The sequence below is a fragment of the Permianibacter fluminis genome (genome assembly GCF_013179735.1).
Taxonomy (GTDB): Bacteria; Pseudomonadota; Gammaproteobacteria; order Enterobacterales; family Permianibacteraceae; genus Permianibacter; species Permianibacter fluminis.
This window is the reverse complement of sequence record NZ_JABMEG010000001.1, coordinates 1,343,577-1,367,386: the sequence shown is the minus strand read 5'-3', so window position 1 is coordinate 1,367,386 and position 23,810 is coordinate 1,343,577. Positions and strand designations below refer to the sequence as shown.

At 61.1% G+C, this 23,810-nt stretch carries 17 protein-coding genes; 9 read left to right on the top strand and 8 right to left on the bottom strand.

From position 1 onward, the window contains the following. Nucleotides 1-156 precede the first annotated feature (156 nt). The 6 genes from HPT27_RS06015 to HPT27_RS05990 form a co-directional block, all read right to left on the bottom strand. On the bottom strand, nt 157-2,433 hold the full coding sequence (locus HPT27_RS06015; protein WP_172240400.1) for a protein kinase domain-containing protein: 2,277 nt from the start codon (nt 2,431-2,433) through the stop codon (nt 157-159). Continuing rightward, nucleotides 2,430-3,080: an ECF-type sigma factor gene (locus tag HPT27_RS06010; RefSeq protein WP_172240397.1), complete on the bottom strand. Its 651-nt coding sequence runs from the start codon at nt 3,078-3,080 to the stop codon at nt 2,430-2,432. Before HPT27_RS06010 ends, HPT27_RS06015 begins: the two co-directional genes overlap by 4 nt. Nucleotides 3,081-3,324: 244 nt before the next feature. Continuing rightward, entirely contained in the window at nt 3,325-4,302 is a 978-nt protein-coding gene (locus tag HPT27_RS06005; protein ID WP_172240394.1) for a phospholipase A, read from the bottom strand. 60 nt (nt 4,303-4,362) lie between these two features. Then, nucleotides 4,363-5,334 (bottom strand): elongation factor P--(R)-beta-lysine ligase, encoded by a 972-nt coding sequence (epmA, locus tag HPT27_RS06000; protein ID WP_172240391.1) that lies wholly within the window; start codon nt 5,332-5,334, stop codon nt 4,363-4,365. A 43-nt stretch (nt 5,335-5,377) separates the two neighbouring features. Beyond that, nucleotides 5,378-7,012: a diguanylate cyclase gene (locus HPT27_RS05995; protein ID WP_172240388.1), complete on the bottom strand. Its 1,635-nt coding sequence runs from the start codon at nt 7,010-7,012 to the stop codon at nt 5,378-5,380. Further along, the gene (locus HPT27_RS05990) at nt 7,009-7,416 is read right to left on the bottom strand and encodes a response regulator (RefSeq protein WP_172240385.1); all 408 of its coding nucleotides are present in this window, start codon (nt 7,414-7,416) and stop codon (nt 7,009-7,011) included. The genes HPT27_RS05995 and HPT27_RS05990 overlap by 4 nt, the downstream gene beginning before the upstream one ends. 262 nt (nt 7,417-7,678) lie before the next feature. Between HPT27_RS05990 and HPT27_RS05985 the strand changes: the two genes are divergently transcribed. From HPT27_RS05985 to HPT27_RS19240, 3 genes are read left to right on the top strand one after another with little or no spacing between them, the layout of a single operon-like run. Then, nucleotides 7,679-10,357, top strand: a complete 2,679-nt coding sequence (locus HPT27_RS05985) for an ATP-binding protein (protein WP_172240382.1) — start codon at nt 7,679-7,681, stop codon at nt 10,355-10,357. Continuing rightward, nucleotides 10,354-11,901: a CHASE domain-containing protein gene (locus tag HPT27_RS05980; protein ID WP_172240379.1), complete on the top strand. Its 1,548-nt coding sequence runs from the start codon at nt 10,354-10,356 to the stop codon at nt 11,899-11,901. The genes HPT27_RS05985 and HPT27_RS05980 overlap by 4 nt, the downstream gene beginning before the upstream one ends. Beyond that, the gene (locus tag HPT27_RS19240; protein ID WP_235950959.1) at nt 11,804-12,835 is read left to right on the top strand and encodes a sensor histidine kinase; all 1,032 of its coding nucleotides are present in this window, start codon (nt 11,804-11,806) and stop codon (nt 12,833-12,835) included. The genes HPT27_RS05980 and HPT27_RS19240 overlap by 98 nt, the downstream gene beginning before the upstream one ends. 147 nt (nt 12,836-12,982) lie before the next feature. On the opposite strand, the gene efp is transcribed toward HPT27_RS19240, so the two are convergent. Further along, complete coding sequence (efp, locus tag HPT27_RS05965; RefSeq protein WP_172240376.1) at nt 12,983-13,546, bottom strand: elongation factor P; 564 nt, start codon at nt 13,544-13,546, stop codon at nt 12,983-12,985. 57 nt (nt 13,547-13,603) lie between these two features. Here efp and epmB point away from each other — a divergent pair, with 57 nt between their 5' ends. From epmB to HPT27_RS05945, 4 genes are all read left to right on the top strand, one after another. Continuing rightward, nucleotides 13,604-14,659 carry an EF-P beta-lysylation protein EpmB gene (gene epmB / locus HPT27_RS05960; protein WP_172240373.1) on the top strand — a complete coding sequence of 352 codons (1,056 nt, stop codon included), beginning with the start codon at nt 13,604-13,606 and terminating at the stop codon, nt 14,657-14,659. Between the two features lie 193 nt (nt 14,660-14,852). Beyond that, entirely contained in the window at nt 14,853-16,691 is a 1,839-nt protein-coding gene (locus HPT27_RS05955; RefSeq protein ID WP_172240370.1) for a hypothetical protein, read from the top strand. A gap of 98 nt (nt 16,692-16,789) precedes the next feature. Then, complete coding sequence (locus tag HPT27_RS05950; RefSeq protein WP_172240367.1) at nt 16,790-18,865, top strand: GGDEF/EAL domain-containing response regulator; 2,076 nt, start codon at nt 16,790-16,792, stop codon at nt 18,863-18,865. A gap of 4 nt (nt 18,866-18,869) precedes the next feature. Continuing rightward, nucleotides 18,870-19,985 (top strand): hypothetical protein, encoded by a 1,116-nt coding sequence (locus HPT27_RS05945; protein WP_172240364.1) that lies wholly within the window; start codon nt 18,870-18,872, stop codon nt 19,983-19,985. Nucleotides 19,986-19,994: 9 nt separating this feature from the next. Here HPT27_RS05945 and serB read toward each other — a convergent pair whose 3' ends face one another. Then, complete coding sequence (gene serB, locus HPT27_RS05940) at nt 19,995-20,957, bottom strand: phosphoserine phosphatase SerB (RefSeq protein WP_172240362.1); 963 nt, start codon at nt 20,955-20,957, stop codon at nt 19,995-19,997. A 287-nt stretch (nt 20,958-21,244) separates the two neighbouring features. On the opposite strand from serB, the gene HPT27_RS05935 reads away from it, so the two are divergent. Together HPT27_RS05935 and HPT27_RS05930 are read left to right on the top strand one after the other, a co-directional pair. After that, nucleotides 21,245-22,705 carry an adenylate/guanylate cyclase domain-containing protein gene (locus HPT27_RS05935; RefSeq protein ID WP_172240359.1) on the top strand — a complete coding sequence of 487 codons (1,461 nt, stop codon included), beginning with the start codon at nt 21,245-21,247 and terminating at the stop codon, nt 22,703-22,705. Next, a complete protein-coding gene (locus HPT27_RS05930) occupies nt 22,702-23,757 on the top strand; it encodes a hypothetical protein (protein WP_172240356.1) in 1,056 nt (351 codons plus the stop codon). Before HPT27_RS05935 ends, HPT27_RS05930 begins: the two co-directional genes overlap by 4 nt. The last annotated feature ends 53 nt before the right edge of the window (nt 23,758-23,810 follow it).

Below are 23,810 nucleotides of genomic sequence, written 5' to 3'. Positions count from 1 at the left end.
TTATTGGATAAGACGGTTTCTGTAGCTGACGGTGTAGCTGAGCGTCGTTTAGAGTGGCGGGAAGGTTTGAGAGTAACAGGTGTCGTTGAAAGGCTTTGTGCGGTTGAAGGTAACCATTTAGCGAGCCGGTTCAGTGCCCCGGCCACAAACGCCGGCCTACTGCGCCGGACTGCTGCGCAGACAGCGATCCAGACCGGCCATGGCGGTTTCCAGGCTGCCGTCTGCACTGGTCCACAGTTCCGCTGCCATGCCGGCGGCTTGCGCGCGCCAGCGCTGCGCCGGCGCCATGACACCCAGCTGGCACTGCGCCTCAGCCACACGCAGCTGCGACAGTCGCAGCAGCTTGTGTTCCGCTGGCAAGACCGGCGTGCGAATCGCCAGCACCTGTTCGCGCAGTGGCAATACCTCGGACCATCGCGCTTGCATGGCTAGCGCATCGGCCAAGTTTTGCACTGCCATCGAGAGAAATCCGTACTCATCGGCATGGCGCTGGCGAAAAATCTCGACCGCTTGGCGCAGCTGCTGTTCGGCCGCCGGATAGTCCTGACGCGCGTACTGAACATTGCCGAGCATTTGCAGCGCCAGCGCATGTTCAATCGATTCGACACCGAAGAACTGCCGGGTCAATGCGGCTTGCTGCACCATGACGCTGTCGGCTGCAGCCAGCTGCTGGTACTTGATGCAATACCAGGCCCAGTCGCGCTGTGCATCCAATGTTGCCGGTGCCACCGCGCCCAGCACAGCCGCCAGACGCTGGTGCGCTTCGGCGGCATAACGCAAGGTGTTCTCGGCATCGGCACGGGCGTCATAGCCATACGCGAGCAACAGCACCAGCTCGGCATATTCCTGACTGTCTGCGATGGGCTCGTGTTGCCAGCGATTGACCGTCTGTTGCAGCAACCGCAGTGCCGCTTGATCATTGTTGTGCCGGCTGAGACCCGTGGCGCGCTGGCCGGCGTAACGTAGCCGCGCCGCATCCAGACTGTTGCTGGTGTTGTCACGCAGCAATTGGCCGATCTGCTGCAAGCGTTGCTCGGCCAGTTCGACCTCGTTCAGGTGCCAGGCCGCGCGCACGCGCATCAACAGCATGTCAGCCTGTAGCTCGGCCGTCAGCTGCGACCAAATCGTGTCGTGATCAATAAACCGATCCAATAGCTGCGCCGCTTTCTGGTGCTGCTTCTGCTCAATGTAAGCGCGCGCCAATGCGGCCGCAGCAATGGCCTGATCGATCTCGCGTTCAGCCAGCAATGCCATGCCGTGCTCGGCCGCGTGGTCGAGCAACTCCTCGACGGTCAGTGCCTGCTGCGTACGCGCCGGCGTCAGCCGAAACAGATTGGACAGGAATTGGCTGGTCACCTGCGCGCTGTGGGCTTCGCGCTCGGCGACGTCACGTGCCGCCCAGACATGAAACCAATAAACTCCGGTCAGGCCGCCGAGTAGCAGCAGCGTGGCGGCGGCAGCAAAAGCCAGCCGAATCTCCCGTTGCAACCAGAATCTGGCGCGATCAAATGCCGACCACGCTTGCGCCTGCACCGGTCGATGCTGAAGCACGCGATCCAGATCGGCCTGCAGTTCATCAACGCTGCGATAGCGCTGCTCCACGTCGGGCTGGCCGGCCCGGGCAATGACCGCCTGCAGATTGCGCTGCACCGCCACCGGCATCTGGCCGGACGCGACTACGCTGCTCGCCGCTGCCACGTTGTGTGGTGACAGTGCAGATTTCGCCGGCGCCGGCATGCCCAGCACGGTCGCCAGCAACAAGCCCAACTGATAGGTATCGGAAGCAGTGGTCAGCGCCCGGCCCTGTTGCTGTTCCGGGCTGGCAATACCGGGTGAGAACGCCAGGGTTTCGCTTTCATTGTGTTGCCAGACATGGCTGGCGATACCAAAGTCGAGCAGCCGCGGTTGACCCTGCTGATCAACCAAAATGTTGCTGCATTTGAGATCGCCGTGTATCACCAGACGCTGATGGGCATAGCGCACCGCTTCGGTAATCGCGCGCACCAGTTGCACGCGCTGGCGCCAGCTCGGTTGTTGCTGTCGGCAATACTGATCCAGCGGCACGCCATCGACGAATTCCATCGCGGACCACAACCAGCCATCTGCCAGTTCGCCGCCGTCGATCAATCGCGCGATACACGGGTGTTCGAGCTGGGCCAGCAAATGGCGTTCAAAGCGGAAGCGCTGCCGGTGCGCGTCGCTGGCCCGTGCCACCTTGATGGCAACGGTTTGGCCAAAACCACCGTCGACACGTTCGCCGAGATACACCACGCTGGCGCCGCCACGGCCCAATTCCCGTTGCACGACAAAGGCACCAACGCGATCACCCGTTTTCAGTTGCGGTCGATCACCGTCCAGCTGTTCGACAAAAGCGGCAAACAGCGGCCCGCTCAGCGCGCCGCCCGGCACCAGAAAATCAAGACTCTTGCTCACGCGGCGGTTTCGCGCCGGACATCAAGCTGACTGGCGAGCCAGGCCCGCGCCTGTGCCCAGCTGCGCTCGACCGTGCGCAGGGAAATGCCCATGGCCTCGGCGGTTTCCTGTTCCGAATAGCCGGCGAAGAAACGGCACTCGATCACCTGAGCGCCGCGGGCATCGAACAGCGCCAGATCTTTCAGGGCGTCATCGAGCCGGCTCAGTTGATCGGCCTGATCCAGTTGCTGTTGCCGTTCGATGGCTTCATTGGCATCCAGATTGCGATCCAGCACTTTCCGTTCGCGCAAACGCCGACGGGCGTAATCGCAGATGAGTTGACGCATGACCTTGGCGGAGAGATTGAGAAAATGCGCCCGACTCTGCACATGGCGCGCCGCCGGTGACACCAGCCGCAAATAGGTTTCGTTGACCAGCACCGTCGCGCTCAGTGTCCCCAGCCAGCGATTGCCAACCAGTTGCCGGCGCGCCAGCCGACGCAGCTCGCGATGAATCGCCGTGATCATCGCGCTTTGTACCGAGTCATCACCGGCGTGATAGCGCTGCAACAGCAGCGTGAATTCACTGGCTTCGACTACCGCCAACCGCACCGGCTCCGAATCGCCAGTTGCTGTTGCCGTCAACTCTGTGACATCAAACGAGGACACCCACAACCTCCAGCAGCCGTGATCACGGCTGATCTGCCCATGCTGGCAATGCGCCGCCATCTTAGCTGGAGTTACCGCTCGATCTGTACCGTTGATGCCGCAGTCTGGCGCCTTCGGTCGCCAGAAAATGTACCGGCACGGAGGTCAGAGTTGTTGTGGCAAGAACACGCGTACCCGTTGCCGCGGGTGGGAAAAATAAAGGCTGTTGCTGTGGTGGGTTTTCGGTGGCGCGATCGTAAGCGGGCTATTTCGGCCGCAAGGTGACCCCAATCGCCAGCCGGTTCTCGGCGTGGTTGTAATCGATCAGGCTTTCACCGTAACCGCTGAACAGATAGACATACCAGCTGGTCTGTTCGGAGCCGGTCGGAAAACTCCAGCTCAACTCAATGGCACCTTTGCCGGTTTCGGGATTGCCGCGCACCATGCCGGTGAACAAGTGCCGGCACAATTGCCCGTCAAGGCAGCGGCGATAACGCAACTCGGTGTTGCCGTAGTAATCGCCGATATCCGGGTTGTCGTCGCCTTTGGCTTCGAGCGGATCATCCTTGTTGTCTTCCGGCAAGCGGTACCAGCCTTTGACCAGGATGATGTCGTCATCGCCTTCATGAAAGGCGGTCAAATACAGTTTGTTCCAGCTGCGCGATTCCGGAATGCGTTTGCCGTTCGATTCGTGCTCGAGGCCGAGATCAAACCCCCACTGGCTGGACAGCCAGTTGCCCGGTTGGAAGCGGGCAAAAATTTCCGGGTTGTAATTGGTTTCCCGGAACGGTGCCGACTCGTCGCTGTTGTAGGCCTGCCAGAACGAGCGCTGGGTATAACCAAAGAACAGCGGACCGCCGAGGATGCGCGCTTTCAGGCTGAGCTGGAAGACCGTTTCACTGTCACTGCCGGTGTAGCGTTCATTGAACGTGAATGGCGCCAGGAACATGTCTTTGTGAAACGACACGCCGCCTTTGCGATCGATGGCCTGAACCAGTGCATCACGCTGCGATTCGAGACCATCATCAGCAGCCGGATCGGCAGTCGCGACGGCTGGCGATGCCGGTGCTGCTGGCTGCGCTGATATCGCAGACGTTTCTGACGTTTCTGACGTTTCTGACGTTTCTGACGTTTCTGACGTTTCAAGTTGCGAGGACACAGCTGAAGCCGGCAACGGCTCCTGCGCCATGACTTTCGATGCCGCCCACAACAGTATCGCCAGCAAAAGCAAAATTCTTCTCATGACCAACCTTGTTGAGCCGCAGCGGTGGCGGCACTTTTTCTTGTCAGGTGCAAGCCTGACTCAGGCGTTGCGGATGGTAAAGCTCAACACTTCATCGATGTGCCGGGCACCAAGCGCCAGCATCACCAGCCGATCGACACCGAGCGCGACACCGGCGCAGGCCGGCAGGCCCTGCGCCAACGCTGCCAGCAAGGCTTCATCGAGTTCACCGGCCGGCAGGCCGCGCGCATGACGCGCGTCGTTGTCGGCGAGAAAGCGCCGGCGCTGTTCGGCAGCGTCGGCCAATTCGTGAAAGCCATTGGCGAGCTCGATACCGTTGACATAGACCTCGAACCGGCTGGCGACCGGTGGCGTTTCCGGCCGGATTTGCGCCAGCGCTGCTTGCGACGCCGGGAAATCAAAAATGAAACAGGGGCGGTCGTGACCGAGCGTCGGTTCAATGCAAATTGAAAACAGCAATTGCAGCATGCCATCACGATCAAGCGCACTGCCGGTGTACTGCGCCCGATCGGCGCAGAGCGACGCCAGCACGGCATCGCTGGCGCTGTGCGGATCGATGGCCAGCACCTGCTGAAATGCCGCCGCGTAGCTGAGCCGCTCGCCGGCCGGACAGCGCAGAACTTGTTGCAGCAGTGCATCGACTTCGGTCATCAGCTGATGGTGATCAAAACCGAGCCGGTACCACTCCAGCATGGTGAATTCCGGATTGTGGTAACGCCCGGATTCGTCATCGCGAAACACTTTGCAGATTTGATAGATGTCGCCATAGCCCGCACACAGCAGCCGCTTCATCGGAAATTCCGGCGAGGTGTGCAGAAACAGGCGCTTGCCGCTGCTGGCACCGGGGCCGTGCCACCGGGTCTCCATGAAACCGAGCTGCAAATCGGTGATGCTGGCGGCGGACAGCACCGGCGTTTCAACTTCCAGCACGGCGCGGTCGGCAAAAAACCGGCGCAGGCTCGTCATGACGGCCGCCCGGCCGCGCAAATGGTGCAGGCTGGCTGTCGGTTGCCAGGAAAGCGCGTCAGTCATGAGTGGGACGATTACTACGGAACGGGCGGCGATTATAACGGACTCAGACGTCCTCGGCGGTCAGAACCCGGTTGCGGCCGGCGGCTTTGGCGGCATACAGCAAGCGGTCGATTTCGTGCAGCCAGTCGGCCAGTGACTGGCCCGGCAGCCATTCGGCGAGCCCGGCACTGAAGCTGACATGCAGGCGACCCCGGCTGCCGAGGTAATCGAATTTGCCGAACTGGGCACGGATGTCATCGAGCAGGGCCCAGGCAGCGGCCTGACCGGTTTCCGGAAACACGATCATGAATTCCTCACCGCCCATCCGGCCAATCAGATCGGTCTTGCGCAGCCGCTGGCGCAGGAACTGGGTCAGCCCTTTCAGCACGGTGTCGCCAACATGATGGCCATCGGCATCATTGATTTGCTTGAAGTGATCAATATCGAGCACCGCGCCGGTCAGCGGTTCCTGCAACCGACGACTGCGCGACATCTCGCGCTCGATGCCGACGAACAACGCGCGCCGGTTCATTACATGGGTCAGCGGGTCCGACATCATCACCTGGCGCAATTCGCGGTAACGGCTGGCCCGGATCCGCACCGACTCGACCAGATGCAGCGGCGAGATCGGCTTGACCAGAAAATCATCGGCCCCTTCCCGCATCGCGCCGAGTTGCAGCGTCCGGTTCTCTTCTGACGACAGGAACACCAGTGGCACCGCCAGATACTGCGAATCCATCCGCAATGCCCGCGCCACGTCGGGGCCATCCCAATTCGGCATGTAGACATCGAGCAGGATGAGCTCGGGCGCAAAATCCTGCACCTCGATATCCAGCCGTTCGGCATTGGTGCAGATCTGCACCTGCATGCCGGCCGCGGTCAGAATGGCGGAATGTACCCGCGCCACCATCATGTCATCGTCGACCAGCAGCACCCGGTACGGCGCGCTGTCTTCGGTCCATTCCGGCTGGTCCAGCACTTCCAGCAAATCCGGCAGGCTGAGCGGCTGTGGCAACACCGCCTTGGCACCCAGTTTGGCCGCTTGCAAGCGAGTGATGAAGTCGCGCCGCTTGCTGGCAATGACCAGCACATGCGAGCGCAAGCTGGCCATATCCAGGGTCTGAAAAAGCGGGCTGTCGAACGGTGGCAAATGCCCGGTATCGACAACGATTGCCGCTGGCGTCGACAGGGTTTGCATCAGGCCGGCGTGCAGTTCATCGACCTGTCGGCAGATGCTGACTTTGAGCTGGAAATTTTCCAGCTGTGGCATCAGATCGGCGGTGTCGGTATCGGTGTTGACCAGATAGAACACCTGACTCAGGGCATGCGCGGGTCGGCTGGCAGTGGCCAGATCGACGACCTTGCTTGCCGGCGCCGCGATTGTTGCCGCTGTCGGCGCCAACCATGACGACAGCGCCTTGACCTCGGCCAGAAAACCAGGCGCGGCCGGCAGCCGGTCGGCGCGCACGGCAGTTTCCAGCTGACGTGCGCGTTGGCTGAGTTCGGCATAGCCAAACGTGCCGGCTGCGCCCACCAGCGAATGCAAGGCCCGCTGCAGCGTTTCCAGAGCAACGGCATCACCGGCGCTGGCGGCGGCAAACGCTTCGCCGATCGCGGTCAACCGGTTCGGCAGACCGTGGCAAAACTCTTGCCGCAATTGGTCGAGCAGCAGATGCGGCGAGGGAGTCGGTGCTTTCATTTGATCTCGGCACCCTGTTGCTGCCACTGCTGCCAATGCCGCTGTAATTGTTCCGCCAATTGCATCGGGTCAAACGGTTTCGATACCACCGCAATGGCGCCCTGTCGCAGCAGTTGCTCGATTTCCTGCGGCTGCGCTTTGGCGGTCATGAAAATGGCGGGAACCTGCTGCAAGCGGGTCTGTTCGCGCAGCAGCCGCAAGGTGCTCGGGCCGTCGAGGCCGGGCATCATCACATCCAGCACCAGCAGTTGCGGTTGCTGATCGGCGGCGCGGGCAATGGCTTCCTGACCGGAATTGAAAATGGTCACCTGCAAACCGCCGATGGCTTCCAGCGCGATGCGAACAATGGCCTGAATATCCGGCTCGTCTTCGACATACACGACGCGTGACAACGTCTCCGCCATTTTCACCCCTGAGTACTGAGCGCAGCCACGTCCTTGTCGACGGTCTGGTCATACTTATCGCCCCGGCCAGTGCGCCGGCCTTTGAAGGATAGTCGAGGTTGGCGAGGCCGCCGGGCCGCCTGCGGCGAGAGCAGGCCGGTCCACACGAGACGCTGGGTCGTTCAGGCGAAGCGCGTGTACGCCCGAGCGAAGCGCATGTACGCCCGAGCGAAGCGCATGTACTAGAGTTAAGCCACCTCGAACATCAACCCGGTCGGTCGTTTTGCGTCAGCGTCCCGTGCTGTTGATTCTCGCCATCGCGCTGGCCTATGCGGCCAGTGGCCGGCTTGGTTTGCTACTGGCGATTCCGCCCGGCTTTGCCACCGCATTGTTTCCTCCGGCTGGTCTGGCACTGGCCTGCCTGATCCAGTTTGGCGGGCGGGCCCTGCCCGGCATCTGGCTCGGCTCCTTGCTGATGAACCTGTCGGTCAGTTGGCCAACCAGCGGCCAACCCGGCACCGGTGACGTTGCGCTGGCGGCGGGCATTGCCCTGGGCTCGACCCTGCAGGCGATAACCGGTCGCTGGTTGCTGCAACACTGGGTCGGGCTGCCCGTGCAATGGGATGACGAGCGCAGTCTGGTTCGGTTCGCGCTGGTCAGTGCAACCAGCACGACGGTTGCCGCCAGCATCGCCATAGCGACGCTGTGGTCGGCAGGCCGAATCAGCGGCCACGATGCCGGTTACAGCTGGCTGACCTGGTGGGTCGGCGACAGTATCGGCGTACTGCTGATCACCCCGTTGCTGCTATTGCTGCTGGCACCGGACCGCGCCACCGCGCGGGCGCAATTGCGCGCCATCGGCGTCCCTATCGTGTTCACCTTTGTTCTGGTCACCATGGTGTTTGTCCGCGCCAGTGATTGGGAAAACCAGCAGCTGCAAGTTGGCTTCAGCAATCGGGCCGGGCAGATTGAACGCAGCGTGCAACGGCACTTTGAACAGCAACGTGATCAGCTGCAGATGCTGGAGCGTTTTTTTGCCGCCAGCACGCAGGTGACGGCAACCGAGTTCAGCGAGTTCACCCGCGATCTGGCCAGCGGCAAGAGCGGTAATGTCTCGTTCAGCTGGGTGGTCCGGTTGACGCCGGATCAGCTGGCCGGGTTCCAGCAGCAGCAACGCGCCAATGGGGTGACCGATTACAGCGTCTGGCAGTGGCGCCAGGACGGCCAGCAGGAGCCGGTGACAGCGCGCAGCAGCTATTTTCCGATTGGCTATATCGAGCCGGTCGGCAGCCACTGGCTGCGCGGTTACGACAATGGCTCTGAGCCAGAACGTCACGCACTGTTCCAGTTGGCACTCGCGCGGCAGTTGCCAACCGTGTCAGCGCGACTGTGGCTGAAACAACTCGGCCACAACGAACCTGCCGTGCTGCTGGCCCTGCCCATCCAGCGACCGAAGCGCGACGAGCTGGTGGTCGCCGGCATTCAGATTGGCCCGGCCATTGCGCGCGCGCTCGGTGAGTTGCCGCACGATGACATCGCCATCCGGCTGTCGGATCTGGATGCCACGGGAACGCAGGAGCTGTTCAGCAGTCACCCGACCAACGCCGTGATCAATCCTGCCTTTGCCACCCGCACCGAATGGCCGTTTGCCGGCCGTCGCTGGCAACTCGAGTTGCAGGCAACACCCGCTTATCTGAGCGCACAGCATTCCTGGCAGGCCTGGCTGGTGCTGGTCGGCGGCATGCTGTTCACCAGCCTGCTCGGCGCCATGCTGATGCTGGTGCACGGCCGCGCCGTGAAAGTGCAGCGGCTGGTCGAGCAACGCACCAGCGAATTGCGGCAGCAACAGCAAACCTTGCAGACCATCAGCGACAGCGTCGCCGATGCCATTTTGCTGCTCGATGAACACGGTTGCATTCAAATTGCCAACCCGGCCACCGAACGGCTGCTGCAACTCAACTGGACGGCGCTGCGCGGACGCCGGCTCGATCAATGGCTAACCGGCTGGCAGCACAACTGGCTGCAGCAGGCCTCGCAGCAAGGGCCGGCCGGTGTCCGCGTGGAAACCCGATTGCAACAAAGCAATGGCGGCAGCCGCGATGTCGAGATTGCGCTGACGGCGTTGGCGACCGGCGCCGAAAAACGCTATTGCTGCCTGCTGCATGATCTGACCGACCGCATCGCGGTCGAACGCATCAAACGCGAGTTTGTTGCCACCGTCAGCCACGAACTGCGCACGCCGCTGACCTCAATTCGCGGCGCACTGGCGCTGCTGCGCGGAATCGGCTTGCAGCAGAGTCCGGAGCAAGCAAAAACCTTGCTGACCATGGCCGATGAAAACAGCAAACGGCTGCTGACGCTGGTCAACGACCTGCTCGATTTTGAAAAGCTGGAGATGGGCAAGCTGGAAGTGAAACTGCAAACGGTAACGCTGCCGGCGTTGCTGACCAGCTGCATCAATGAAATGGCCGGTTTCGCGCTCAGTCAGGATATCCGGCTGCAATGGCAAAGCCGCTTGCCGGAAACGTATCGAATCACGCTGGATCCGGACCGCTTCGCCCAGGTGATGAACAATCTGCTGTCGAATGCCATCAAGTTTTCTCCGCGCGGCGGCACCGTCATCATCCGGGCCGAGGCCAACGCGGATCGGCTGCGGATCGAAGTGTGCGATTACGGCATCGGCATTCCGGCGGCCAAGCAGGCCAATATCTTCCAGAAATTCTGGCAGGCGGATGCCTCGACCAGTCGCCGCCACAGCGGCACCGGATTGGGTCTGGCGATCAGCAAAGGGCTGGTCGAAGCCATGCAGGGCCGCATCGGCTTTCACTCGCAGCCCGATGTCGGCAGCACGTTCTGGCTGGAGTTTCCGAGCAGCAATGATGCCAATGAGCTCGGCACTGTGCCGCGTGATAGCGATCCGAATGACAATCATCCGCGTGATGCCGGCCCGACGCCGCCATGATCACACACCCGGGCGGTCAACGCTGGTTTTATCGTCGGCACAGTGCCTGGCTGATTGCACTGGCCAGCGCCACGCTGGTGCTGCTGGCCGCGTGGAGTGTGCAGCAGCTGCGCTGGCGCGCCAGTGAAGCCCAGTTGCTTGGCTCCAGCCACGATTTGGCGACGCTGTTGGCACAGCGGATGCGCGCGCACGAACAGATTCTGCGCGGTGCGGCCGGCTTGTTTGATGCGTCCGAAAACGTCAGCCGAACCGACTGGCAACGTTATGTCACGCAACTGCGGCTGGCCGAAAAATTTCCCGGCATTCAGGCGGTCGGCTATGCCGAACGGTTTACCGCCGCCGAACTGCCCAGCCATGTTGCCCGGGTGCGCGCCGAAGGCTTTCCGGACTATCAACTCAAGCCTCCGGGTGCGCGCGAAACCTATTCCAGCATCATTTTTCTCGAGCCGTTCGTGGGCCGCAATCTGGCCGCGTTCGGTTTTGACATGCTGGCCGAACCGGTCCGCGCGGCCGCCATGCAGCGAGCCACACAAACCGGCAACGCGACACTGACGGCGGCAGTCACCTTGATGCAGGAAACCCATGGCGAAGTGCAGCCCGGTTTTCTGATGTATGTGCCGGTGTATCGCCGCGCGGCGGTGCTCGACAATGAGGCCGCGCGTGCGCAGGCCGTGGTGGGTTGGGTGTACTGTGCCTTTCGCGCCCATGATCTGGTCGATCGCATCCTGATCGACGCCAGCACCGATATCGAATTCGCCTTGTTCGATGGCAGCGATTTCAACCAGCCGGCGAGCCTGCTGTATGGCAGCGACAAACAGGCCGGCGCGGAATTGCCCGCACTGTGGCAGCGGAGCGGCCATTACCGCGTCCAGCAACTGAACGATTTCGACCGACCGTGGACGCTGGTGACCTGGCTGCCGGCCGATACCGATCAGCAAACCGATGCCCTGCTGGCAGTATTGCTTGGCCTCGGCAGCGTGATCAGCGTACTGCTGTTCTTGCTGTTTTCAGCGCTGTCGCGCCGGGAACAACAAGCCAGTCAAATCGCCGCCGAAATGAGCCGCAATTTCCGCCAGAGTGAAACCGCGCTGACAGCCAGCGCCCAGCAGGCACGCGCGATTGTCGACAATGTTGCCGATGCCATTTTGTCGGTGCATGCCGACGGTCTGATTGTGCAAGCCAATCCGGCTGCGGAACGGCTGTTCGGTTACGCCAGCAATGCCCTGACTGGCGTCCAGATTCAATTGTTGCTGCCGAGCTTGTCGATTGCACAGCTGGCCGCGCTGCTGGCGGATGATCACGCCGCGAGTCAGGCGTCGAATCAGACAGCGAATCAGGCAACTATTCCTGCAACGACAGGCATCAGCACGCCGATCACGACGGCACCGGCCCAGGACTTCGCATGCCGACGGTCTGATTGTGCAAGCCAATCCGGCTGCGGAACGGCTGTTCGGTTACGCCAGCAATGCCCTGACTGGCGTCCAGATTCAATTGTTGCTGCCGAGCTTGTCGATTGCACAGCTGGCCGCGCTGCTGGCGGATGATCACGCCGCGAGTCAGGCGTCGAATCAGACAGCGAATCAGGCAACTATTCCTGCAACGACAGGCATCAGCACGCCGATCACGACGGCACCGGCCCAGGACTTCGAAGGCCGTCGTCGTGACGGCAGCACGGTCGCGATCGAAATGACGCTGTCCGCCATTCCGAACGCTGAACCGAAAACCTGCATTGCGGTTTGTCGCGATGTCAGCGAACGGCGCCGGGTTGACCGACTGAAGCGGGAATTTGTTGCTACGGTCAGCCATGAACTGCGCACGCCACTGACCTCGATCACCGGTGCGCTCGATTTGCTGGTGTCCGGTCAGCTGGCGGCCGTTCCGGCGCCGCTGCACAGTTTGATCAGCATTGCCCAGCGCAACAGTCGCCGGCTCGGCGATTTGATCAACGACTTGCTCGATGTCGAGCAGATCAGTCGCTGCCAACTGACCTTATTCATGGAAGACATCGTCGTGCAACGCAAGCTGGAGGAAACCGTTGCCGCCATCACCGCCTATGCCGACTCACTGGGCGTGCACCTGCAACTGCAATGCGACGCCCCCAGCCCGGTCGTTCACGCCGATCGGAAACGGCTGCGTCAGGTGCTGAACAATCTGCTGTCGAACGCGATAAAGTTTTCCCCGAAAGGCGGCACGGTTGCGGTCCGCTGCGAACAACATGACGGCCTGGTCCGTATCACGGTGCGGGATCAGGGACCGGGTGTGCCAAAAGCGTTTGAGCCACGGCTGTTTGAACAATTCTCGCGCGCCGACTCGGCCGATACCCGCCAGATCGGCGGCACCGGGCTTGGCCTTGCCATCAGCAAGGAATTAATCGAACGCATGCACGGCCACATCGGCTACCACCCGGTGCAGCCAACCGGCGCCTGCTTTTTCATCGAGTTGCCGCAGCAAACCGCCACGGAATCAAAAACCTCATGACCGACCACCGCTGCAACCATCACAACAATTACAACGACAGCCGTCACCGCCACATAACAAATCACAGCCGGACAAGATTTTCAGACATAAAAAAACGCGGCACCAGGCCGCGTTTTCTTATTGGAGATTTTCCCCGAACGACTGCACTCAGGCGCGCGATACGTATTCGCCGGTGCGGGTATTCACTTTCAGCTTGTCGCCGATGTTGACGAACAGCGGCACCTTGACCACGGCACCGGTTGCCAGCGTTGCCGGCTTGGTACCGCCACCGCTGGTGTCGCCGCGCAGGCCCGGATCGGTTTCGGTGACTTCGAGCACCACGTGATGCGGCGGCAGCACCAGAATCGGCTTGCCGTTCCACAGGGTCAGTTCGCAGACGTCCTGATCGCGCATCCACAGCGTGCTGTCGCCCATGGCTGCTTTGTCGGCGGCGATTTGTTCGAAGCTGGTCGGGTTCATGAAATACCAGAACTCGCCGTCGGTGTAGCTGTATTCCATTTCGACGGTGACGACGTCGGCAGCTTCCAGCGTATCGCCCGATTTGAAGGTGTGTTCGACCACACGGCCGGTCAACAGATAACGCAGTTTGATCCGGTTGAACGCCTGGCCTTTACCGGGTTTGACGTATTCGTTGTCGACGATGGCGCAGGGCTGGCCTTCCATCATCACTTTCATCCCGGCTTTCATTTCGTTGGTACTATAGCTGGCCATAACGTCCTCGAATTTCGTGCAGTGTCGTTAACAGGTGAAACAGGTACAGGCGAAAAAATGGCCGACATTCTAGCCAACTTGCCCCCAAAAGGGCAGATCGCGGCCATCCCGGTCCAATCAGACAGCCCGCGCGACTGGCGACAAACCCTGAAAGAGGCCATCGAATCGGTCGAAGAACTGATGACGGCCGTGCAAGTGCCGGTCAGCGCCCTGCCCGAGCGACTGCAGGCCCAGACCGATTTTGCCCTGCGGGTGCCACGGCCCTTCGTCGCCCGGATGGCCAAGGGCGACCTGAACGACCCGCTGCTGAAACAGGTGCTGCCGGCGCCGGAAGAGCTGCAACTGAGCCCTGGCTACAGCCATGACCCGCTCGACGAGCAGGACACCGAAATCCCCGGTCTGCTGCACAAATACCGGTCGCGGGTGCTGCTGATCACCACCGGCGCCTGCGCCATCAATTGCCGTTACTGCTTCCGCCGGCATTTTCCCTACGAAGACAACCGGCCCGGCCGCAAGGGCTTTGCCGCCATCTGCGACTACATCCGCCAACACCCGGAAGTGAACGAGGTCATCCTGTCCGGCGGCGACCCACTGGCCGCCCCCGACAGCTATCTGGCCGAGCTGCACAGCCAGTTGGCGGCCCTGCCGCAGCTGCGACGCTTCCGCATTCATACCCGGCTGCCGGTGGTCATTCCGGAGCGGGTCAACGACGAGCTGCTGGCTTGGCTCGCCAGCCCACGCTTCCAGACCGTGGTGGTCATCCACAGCAACCATGGCAATGAAATCGATGCCGAAGTCGGCGCGGCGCTTACCCGGCTGCGCCAGGCCGGGGTGACGCTGCTCAATCAGGCGGTGCTGCTGGCCGGCGTCAACGATTCGGTCGCGGCCCTGAGCGAGTTGTCGGAGCGTTTGTTCCGTTACGGCGTGCTGCCCTACTACCTGAACCAGCTCGATCAGGTGCAGGGTGCCAGCCACTTTGCCGTGCCGGACGAACGGGCCCGGGCGCTGATGCGCGAACTACTGACCGTACTGCCGGGCTTCCTGATGCCCAAGCTGATGCGCGAACAGGCCGGCAAAACCAGCAAAACCCCGCTCGATCTGCGGCTCGACTGAAGCCGGCACCGGCCGCGCCCGATGCGCCGGCCGGCTGACAAGGCGGGTCTTGTGGGCTATTGGTTAAGGAGCCAATCCGGCACCTAAACGCGGGTGCCATGCCTGCTGGTTTTCTGACCGGGATACGATAGTATGCGCGATGCCGTTAGCTTGTTCGGTAGGGATACCGAGACGCCATGAAAGCAGGGAAACAATGAGAACAGGACAGCTCGGCCTCAGCGTTCGAGAACGGGGTGCCACCCGCCAGACTCAGGTCACCCTGACGGCACGTGCCGTCAGCCAATGGCTGGACAGTCTGCCCATTGCCAATATTGGCGAGAGCGCCCGTCAGGTTTATCAATTTCTGGTCGACGTCAACAGCGCGTCACTGGATGTCGGCGAACGCCTGAAAATCATGCAGGCGCTGACCAAGGTGGTCGGCCATATCACCGATGCACTGCGCAAGCATTATATCGGTCAGTCGGTGTCGCTGAACGAGAAGCAGCGCAAGATTGCCGCGCTCGCGCAAGCCATGCAGTCGGAAATGGCCATCGGCTACAAAACCGTGGTTGAAGACATGCTGGGCGAAGGCCATCAGCGCTACAACCCGCAAGTGTTGGTGCCTGCCCTGTATTACGCCACCCATTATTTGAGTCTGGTGCTGCTGCGCTGCTATCAGCTCTACTCGCAGCAACCGGCCCGGCTGTGGAAAGAATTGCATTCGCTGTTTCATTTTGCCGAACAAAATGGCCTGCATCGCACCACTGCGGTCAGTGAATACAGCGAGCTGACCGTCGAGTCGGCTTACTTGCGCATCGTGCTGACGGCTTGCGCCAATCCCTATCAATTGCGCCAGCGTGAAATTGAACAATTGTTCGATGCCGCGGCAACGCTGTCGGCCGAAGCGCTGCTGCAACCGTATGCCGGTGGCAAGGATTTGTTCTTTCTGGATCTGGAAAGCGATCTGGGCCCGCAAAGCAGCGCGCTCAATCAGCAGACACCGGGACCGAATTGCCGCAGCGTGCAACTCGATGCCGTGCTGGCCCGCGTCCAGGACGATTTGCGCAGCGCCTCTGGACTCTCGCTCGGCGTAGCCAAGAATCCGGTTCAGCAACTTGGCGCCACGCTGCTTCGGCATCTGGTTCGTGCTTACGGCAATCTGGCCTCGCGGGCGTTTTCCCGGACCCCGGCCAATGGCACCATCCGCGTCGCAGTCGGGCTATCGGCCAGCCACTATCTGCTGGCTGGCGAAGGCGACAACAAGGCCGAGACGGGTCAGAACGATCGTCACGATCTGAACACCCTCGAAGGCAGCCTGCACAACGCCACCCTGGTCGACGATGACCGGCTGCATTCGCGCATGTTGGCCGGCAACAAGAAAGTGGGCAGCGGTCCGACCGATCCCTGGGAGAAGCTGTATCGGACCAAAGAAAGTCCGGAAGCCGGTCACAAAGCGCAGGACCTCAGCGCGACAGCGCCACGCAATTTCACCAACAATGCCAATGTCAGTTACGAATTCCAGATCGCCGCGCTGATCAACATCAGTCCCGGCGGTTACTGTCTGGGCCTGCGCGGCAATGTCCCGGTGCAGACCCAGACCGGCGAAGTGGTTGGCCTGATGGAACAGGACGAAGACGGCGCCCTGCACTGGAACATCGGCAGCATCCGCTGGATGAAGCGGATTCCGGACGGCGCGCTGCATCTCGGCATCCAGCTGATCGCCCCGAATGCCCGGCCAGTGCTGACCCAGGTCCGCAACAGCCAGCAGGCGGGCAGTGCCGCGTTTCAGCGCAGTTTGCTGCTGCCGGCACTGAAAGGGATTGGCCAACCGGCAACGCTGATCACCGCGCCGATGCCGTATGCGGTCAAACAGAAAGTGCGGATCAAGGACGGCAGCAAGGTGTACGATGTTCAGCTCACCAAACAGGTGGCCGCCAGCGCATCGTACCGGCAGTTTCATTTCAACGACGCCCTGAATGCGCGTGACAGCGAAAGCAGTGGCAACAAGGCCGGCGACGGCGATAGTTTTGATTCGGTCTGGGAGTTGCTTTAACGGTGTGAACCGGTCGGCGTTGTCTTGTAGCGCGCCAACAAAACCGGACATGCCAGCAAGGCTCCGCCTCCTGCCCGAATCGAGCAAGAGTTTCGGGAATGTCCAACAAGATTCGTACTATTCATCTGTTGTTGCTGGATCCGTCCTCCAACGACGCCGAGCACACCACCACTTTGCTGCGCAACAACGGCTTCGCCGTGCGCGCCAGCCAGATCGTCACTGAAGATGAACTGAAAGCGGCGCTGGAAAAGCAGTCCTGGGACATGCTGATTGCCAAGCCGGCGGTCGGCGAATTCACCGTTGAAAAAGCCCTGCGCATTGTCGAGCACTACAACCGCGATACCCCCATCGTGCTGCTGACCGAGCAATACAGCAGCGAGTTACTGGTCGAAATGCTGAAGCAGGGCATCAAGGATGTGGTGCCAGTCCATGAGGAAGAGCGGGTCCGGCTGGTGGTCGGCCGCGAGCTTGCCAATGTCGAAGATCGGCGCCGGCGCAAACAGGCCGAAGCCAGCCTGCGCGAAACCGAAAAGCGCTGTGATTTGCTGCTCGCCAGTTCGCGCGATGCCATTGCCTACATCCATGATGGCATGCACATCTATGCCAACAAGGCCTACACCGAATTGTTCGGTTATGACGACCCCGATGATCTGGCCTCGATGCCGGTCATGGATATGATCACCGACGAGTACCACGACTCGTTCAAAAGCTTTCTGCGCGATTACGCCACCAGCGCCGATACCACCGAATTCCATTTCAAGGGCCAGCATGCCGAAGGCGAAACCTTTGACGCGGTGCTGACCCTGTCGGCAGCGAAATACGATGGTGAAGAATGCACCCAGGTGCTGATCCGGCGCGATGCCGACAGTGCCGTGCTGGAACAGAAACTGAAAGAGCTGTCGGCTGTCGACACGCTGACCGGATTGTTCAACCGCCAGCATTTGGTCGAGAAGCTGATGCTGTCGGTCGATCGCGCCAGCAAGCAGGAAGGCATGAGCGCGCTGGTGCTGATGGAGCTTGATCAGTTCAACAACATCAAATCGCGTTTCGGCCTCAGCGGCACCGATCGGCTGATGCGCGACTGCGCCGACTTTCTCCGCCGTAAACTCGACGATGACATTCTGCTGGCCCGACTTGGTGATGACGGTTTCGCTGCGCTGGCCAATGTCGCGACGCCGGATGCCGGCCGCGAACTCGGCGAGCGGATGTGCCGCGAATTTGCTGCGCACTTGTTTGAAGTCGAAGGCCACACGGTCAAGAGCACGCTGTCGGTTGGTGTCATGCCGATCGGCGAGAATGCCCCCGATGCCGAGCAGCTGATCGGAAATGCCCACGCCGTGCTGGTGATGGTGAAACAGAAAGGCGGCAACGGTTGCAAGATGTTCAACCCGAGCCTGCTTAACGCAGGCGACGCCGACAAGCACGTGCTGCTGGCGGTGCAAGAAGCGCTCGACACCGGCCACGCCTACATCCAGTTTCAGCCTTTGGTCAAAATGCACGGCAAACCGGGCGCCTACTACTCGGTCATGCTGCGCATCAAGGACGAGAAAGGCAATCATGTCAGCCCGGAACAGGCCTTCCCGGTTGCCGAACAGGCTGGCATCGCGGCCAAACTGGACCGCTGGGTCATTACCGAAGCGATGCGCTCGCTGGCGGCCTACAAAGGCAAGGAACAACCGAAGCTGTTCGTGCAGCTGTCAGGTGCGGCGCTGATGGAAGAGTCACTGCCGAGCTTCATCGGCCAGAATCTGCGGGTCAACCGGCTTGAACCAAGCGCGATTATTTTTCAGATCAACGAAGGCGATGCCAACGAGCACCTGAAGCGCTGTCTTGCCTTCCTTGAAGGCTTGAAGAAGGTCCAGGGACTGAGCTGTCTGGCCGCATTTGGCAGCACCGATCACAGCGAACAAATGCTGAAAGATCTGAAGTTCGACTTCGTCCGGTTTGATGGCAAATTTGCTCCGCAACTGGCAACCAACCAGGACACATTGCAGAAAGTCAAACAGCTGCTCGAACACGCCAAGGAAGCCAAGAAGCAGACCATCATCCCGCGCGTCGAGGACGCCGGCTGCATCGCAACCTTGTATCCACTGCCGGTGGACTATGTCCAGGGTTTCTTCTTGCAGCCGCCGATGAGCACGATGGATTTCGATTTCAGTACCAGCGAGTTCTGAGTCGGTGGCAGGCCATCGGTCGTCGGCGATCACGCTGACACGTAATCCGACGTTTCCGTTCGAGCGACTGATCTGGGGTCTGGTGCTTTTTTTCCTGCTCACCGCGCCGGTGCTGGTGTGGCTGCTGCTGCCGACTCACGATGACGCCATCTTGCCCACACTGGGCGCGCGCTTGCTGCGTGAACCTCGGCTGTATTTCAGCCTTGTCGCAACACTCGCTGGCTTCGTCTGGCATCAACGCACCCGCCACCGTGAGCAATTGCGACTGGATGAGCGCGGCATACACTACACGCCGCCATTCAGTTGGTGGCCACAGCGCGGCTTTAGCTTCACTTGGTCAGAGATCGAAAGCCTGCAGCTGCTGCCATTTAGCCGGTATCAGCGTGGCGCGATACCGGTGTTGCAAATCCAGACCAAAAATCAAACCCGAAAAATTTGGCCGCTGCTGTGGTTTCCATCGGAGCTGAGCTGGGCTGAACATCGGCAGCGCCAGCGCATTCGCCGCGGCACCGATCTGGCTCAAGCGTTTGCTGGCTGTGCGCTTGCCAAGCAGTTGACGGCATTGGGACAATCGGTACACGTGCAACCCGGCAAAACGGCCGGCTTTGATTTGTTTGGCAACCGAGCAAGCCGCGCGGCCGTGCTGGTCATGTTTGCGTTGTTAACCTATGCATTGGCTGATGCGATGCTGGCGCAGCAACGCTATTTAGCGTTCACGCCCTGGCCACTGCTCGGGCTGTTTGGCGTACTTGCTGCCGTCAGCATGACAATACTGCTGCGTCGCTTCGCCGTACCCTTGCTTGAAGCCATTGCCGTTGCAGCGTTGTTTGCGGGAGCTTTGGGCCTGGCCGGATACAGCGGTTTGTTGCGATTGAATCAATTCAGCGATTGGGATGGCAGCGAAACCGTCAGCTATGTCAGGCAGGCGAATGGCCTGTTCAGCGCCACCGGTTTCCCGGCCATTGAAGTCGATGCACTGGAACCGTATTGGCAGCAATACCCTAACGGGCAGCACTATTCATTTAGCCTATACCGCGGCAGTCTGGGCTTCTGGCAACTCGACGAAGCCCCAGTCAACGCGCAAATGCGCGCGTTTTATCGTGCCCGTGACCAACACTGAAGCGACTCATCAACTAAGCAAACTCTGTTGCAGCGTTGCCAGCGCGCGCATGTCGCACACATCGAGCGCCAAATCGGCGGCCAGGCGCAATGTCGGTTTGGCGCGGAACGCCACGCCGAAGCCGGCGACTTGCAGCATCAGCAAATCGTTGGCGCCATCACCAACTGCCCAAATGCAGCGGCCATCGATTGCATGCTGTGCCTGCAATTCCTGCAGCGTGCGCGCTTTGACTTCACCATTGACGATCTCGCCCGCGACTTCACCAGTCAGCGCGGCACCGTCATCGAGCAGGGTGTTGGCGCGGACATAATCAAACCGCAGCTGCTCGCCGATAAAACGGGCAAACGGCAGAAAACCGCCGGACACCAGCCCGAGCCGGACTCCGGCCGCACGCGCGGCGGCAGCAAACTCCGGAACACCGGGATTGCATTGCAAGCGTGCCTTGACCTGCTCAATCGCCGTCAGCGGCAACCCTTTCAAGGTCGCGACCCGCCGGATCAGCGAGCCGTTGAAATCCAGTTCGCCGCGCATCGCCGCTTCGGTGATGGCCGCCACTTGTTCACCGCTGCCAGCTTCCTTGGCCAGCTCGTCGATGACCTCCATCGTGATCAGCGTTGAATCCATGTCGAACAGCACCAGCTGCGCCGGCAATGCCTGCGCCAGCACGCCGATATCGACGGCGGTTTGCGTGGCCAGCTCACGGCACCAACGCTTGCTCGGCACGGCGCTGATGGCCAGCCGCAGCAGCTCATGCCCGTGACCGTGGCCACCCGCAAGCACGCGCGTGGCGATGCCTGCGGCATTGAGCGCCTGCACAATGGTCGCCAAGGCGGTATCGTCCAGCCGCGGCGCCAGCAGCAGCAGCTCGCTGCCCGAACCATGCTCGGCCATACCGGTGCCCGGCAACGGTAACTGTGACGACAATGCCGTCGTCAATGCTGACGACCAGCCCGATGCAAGCGACAACGACATGAACACTCCCAAGGTCGGCATGACGCCGTGGCCAAAAAAGCACCGCGCTGACAACGCGCGCCGCGATTCACTCAAACAGATCCCGTTAACGACCGGTCATTGCGGAGGCAACGCGCAGACGATGCGACAAACACCGCAAGCGGTACGGCAAACCGCGATCAGGTCGACAATGCGCGGCACCAGCTTGGCGCAAGCCGTCATAAGCTGGCACACTTGGCCCTGATTGCGACCCGCCGGGTCGCGAGCGTGCAGGTGGCCCGCCGGGCTGCCGAGTGTACCCGATCGCCATGGCGCAGCTTCGACAACGCTACTTACCTGCCAATCCGGTCAGCGCCGCTCCAGTTCTGACGCTGGCGCACAAGCTCGCCTTCGCCATTGGCGGCTTGATGGCCGTCATGCTGGCCGCGACCTGGTGGCTGATCAGCGCGACCGTGGAAAACCTGCTGGCCGATCACGCCTTTGCCTACGGCCGCCACATGGCCGAATTGTCGGCCGGCTCGGCCGCCGAACCGCTGCTGGCCGAAGATCGTTTGCAATTGTCGGTGCTGCTCGATGCCTTCAAGGACGATCCGTATATCGTCAATGCCGGCGTTTATGATCGCTATGGCCGGGTGCTGGCCAGCACAACGCCGTTACCGGCGCTGCCGATCGCACAACTGGAATCGCTGACCCAAACCCACGCGCTGCCAAAGCAGGCAAGCCGCACCATCATTCTCGCCGAGCCGGTCAAATTTCAGGAAGTGAGCGCCGGTTATTTGCTGCTGACACTCGATCGCCAGATTCTGGAAAAACCACTCGAACGATCCTTGCGAAAAATCGGCATTGCCTCGGCCTTGATGATTACGCTGGCCATGATTGCCGCCTACCTGCTCGGCCGGACGCTGGCACAACCGATTGACCGGCTCGCCCTCGCCACCCGCGCCTTGCGCGAAGGCCGTTTTGAATTGCTGATCAACGAACGCCGCGACGATGAAATCGGCGTCATCATCGGCACCCTCAACGACATGGCGCAGAATCTGCAAAAACGCATGCAGACCGAAAAAACCCTGACCCGGTTTGTTTCATCGGCAGTGGCCAACCGCTTGATGCAAGGCGACGGCGGCGTGATTGAAGGCCAACATGTGATTGCCACAGTGGTGTTTGTCGACATGGTCGGCTTCACCGCGATGAGCGAACGCCTGCCAGCCCAGCGCGTCGCCCAGATGCTGAACTATTACTTTGGCGTGGTGAACCGGGTCGCCAAGCTCTATCACGGCAACGTCGACAAATACATCGGTGATGGCGCCATGCTGGTGTTCGGCGCGCCGCAAACCGACAGCGAGCATTGTTTCCACGCGCTCTGTTTTGCTGACTTGCTGATGCAACTGATCGACCAGCTCAATGCTCGCCGGCCGTCGTGGCTGCCGCCGGTGGCGTTCCGGCTCGGCATGCACACCGGCGACATGATCGCCGGCAGCATGGGCTCGGAAGATCGGATGCAGTACACCGTTATCGGCGACTCGGTCAACCTCGCGGCCCGACTCTGTTCGGTCGCCAAGGGTGGCCAGATCATCCTGAGCGAAGAGGTGTTGAGCCAACCGGACATTCGCAACCGGATCGCGGTCGAGCCACAAGGCAATGTGCAATTGAAGGGCAAGTCGCTGGAGACTTTCTGCTATCGTTTGCATGCCTTGCACTCGCCGTTCCAGCAGTTGATTGATCGGCAGGTGCAGCACCTGCTCGAACAACAACCGGTATTGCCTGAATGATCGTACGCCCGCTGCTGCTGACGGCTGTCCTGCTGATGCTTTCGGCCTGCAGCCTGTTGCCGGGGCAACGCGCTGAAACCGTCATCAGCAAAGCCGCCGCGCCCGATTTGAGCACCCAACTGGCCGAGGCCGAAGCGGCGCTGGCCGAACAACCGAATGATTCCGGCTTGAAAGAAAAAGTCGGCAACCTGCGCAGACAAACCACGCTGCTGGAAACCGATCACCTGAGCAAGGCCGAGAAACTGTGGGCCGGTCAGCAACCGGGCGCTGCGATTGCCGAACTCGATGTCGGCCTGCTGAGTTTGCCGGGCAGTTCGGCGCTGCAACGACGCCGAACCTATTACCGCGAACTGCTCGATCGCCGGCTGGAAATGCCACGCGCCGAATTGCGCCTGGTGCGTGGCCGCTATGTCGCCGATGCCCTGCGGGTGCAAAAACAAATTCAGCAACTGGCGCCCAATCAAGATGCCGCGACGCTGGCCGCATTGGAACAGGAACGGCAGGCCCTGATGGTTGAAATCAGCGCGCTCGGCCAAAAGGCGCTGGAGCGCAAGCAATACGGATTCGCCCGCTGGTCCTACAATATCGCCGCCGATCTTGGTGCGCCCGATGCCAGCAAATGGCTGACAGAAATCGGCAAGCGCGAGCAGCAGAAAACCAAGAAAGTCACCACGCCGGTGATCGAGCCTGAGCTGTCCGAGCAACAAGTGCTGGAAGCACGGCGAAGCACCTTGAAGAAAGATCTGCAGGCCGCGCTCGATCGGCGTGATCTCGGCGGTGCCCGCCAGCAATTGACCGAGCTGCAGCAATTGTTCCCGACCGATCCCGATGCCAGCAAGTTTCAGCAAACGCTGAAGCCGCTGGCCAAAGAGCAGGTCAAGGTGCTGCAGGCCGATGGCAACCGGCGCTACCGCGATGGCGATATCGCCGGTGCACTTGCGGCCTGGAAACAAGCGCTGGCGCTGGAGCCGGACAATCGCGAACTGCCGCCGCTGATCGAGCGGGCCGCCAAGGTACAGAGCAATCTGGACAGCCTGCGCGAGCGCAAATAGCCCGCGATTGGCAATGCGCTTTTCTTAATCGGCACCGACCGTGTCCGGTCCTG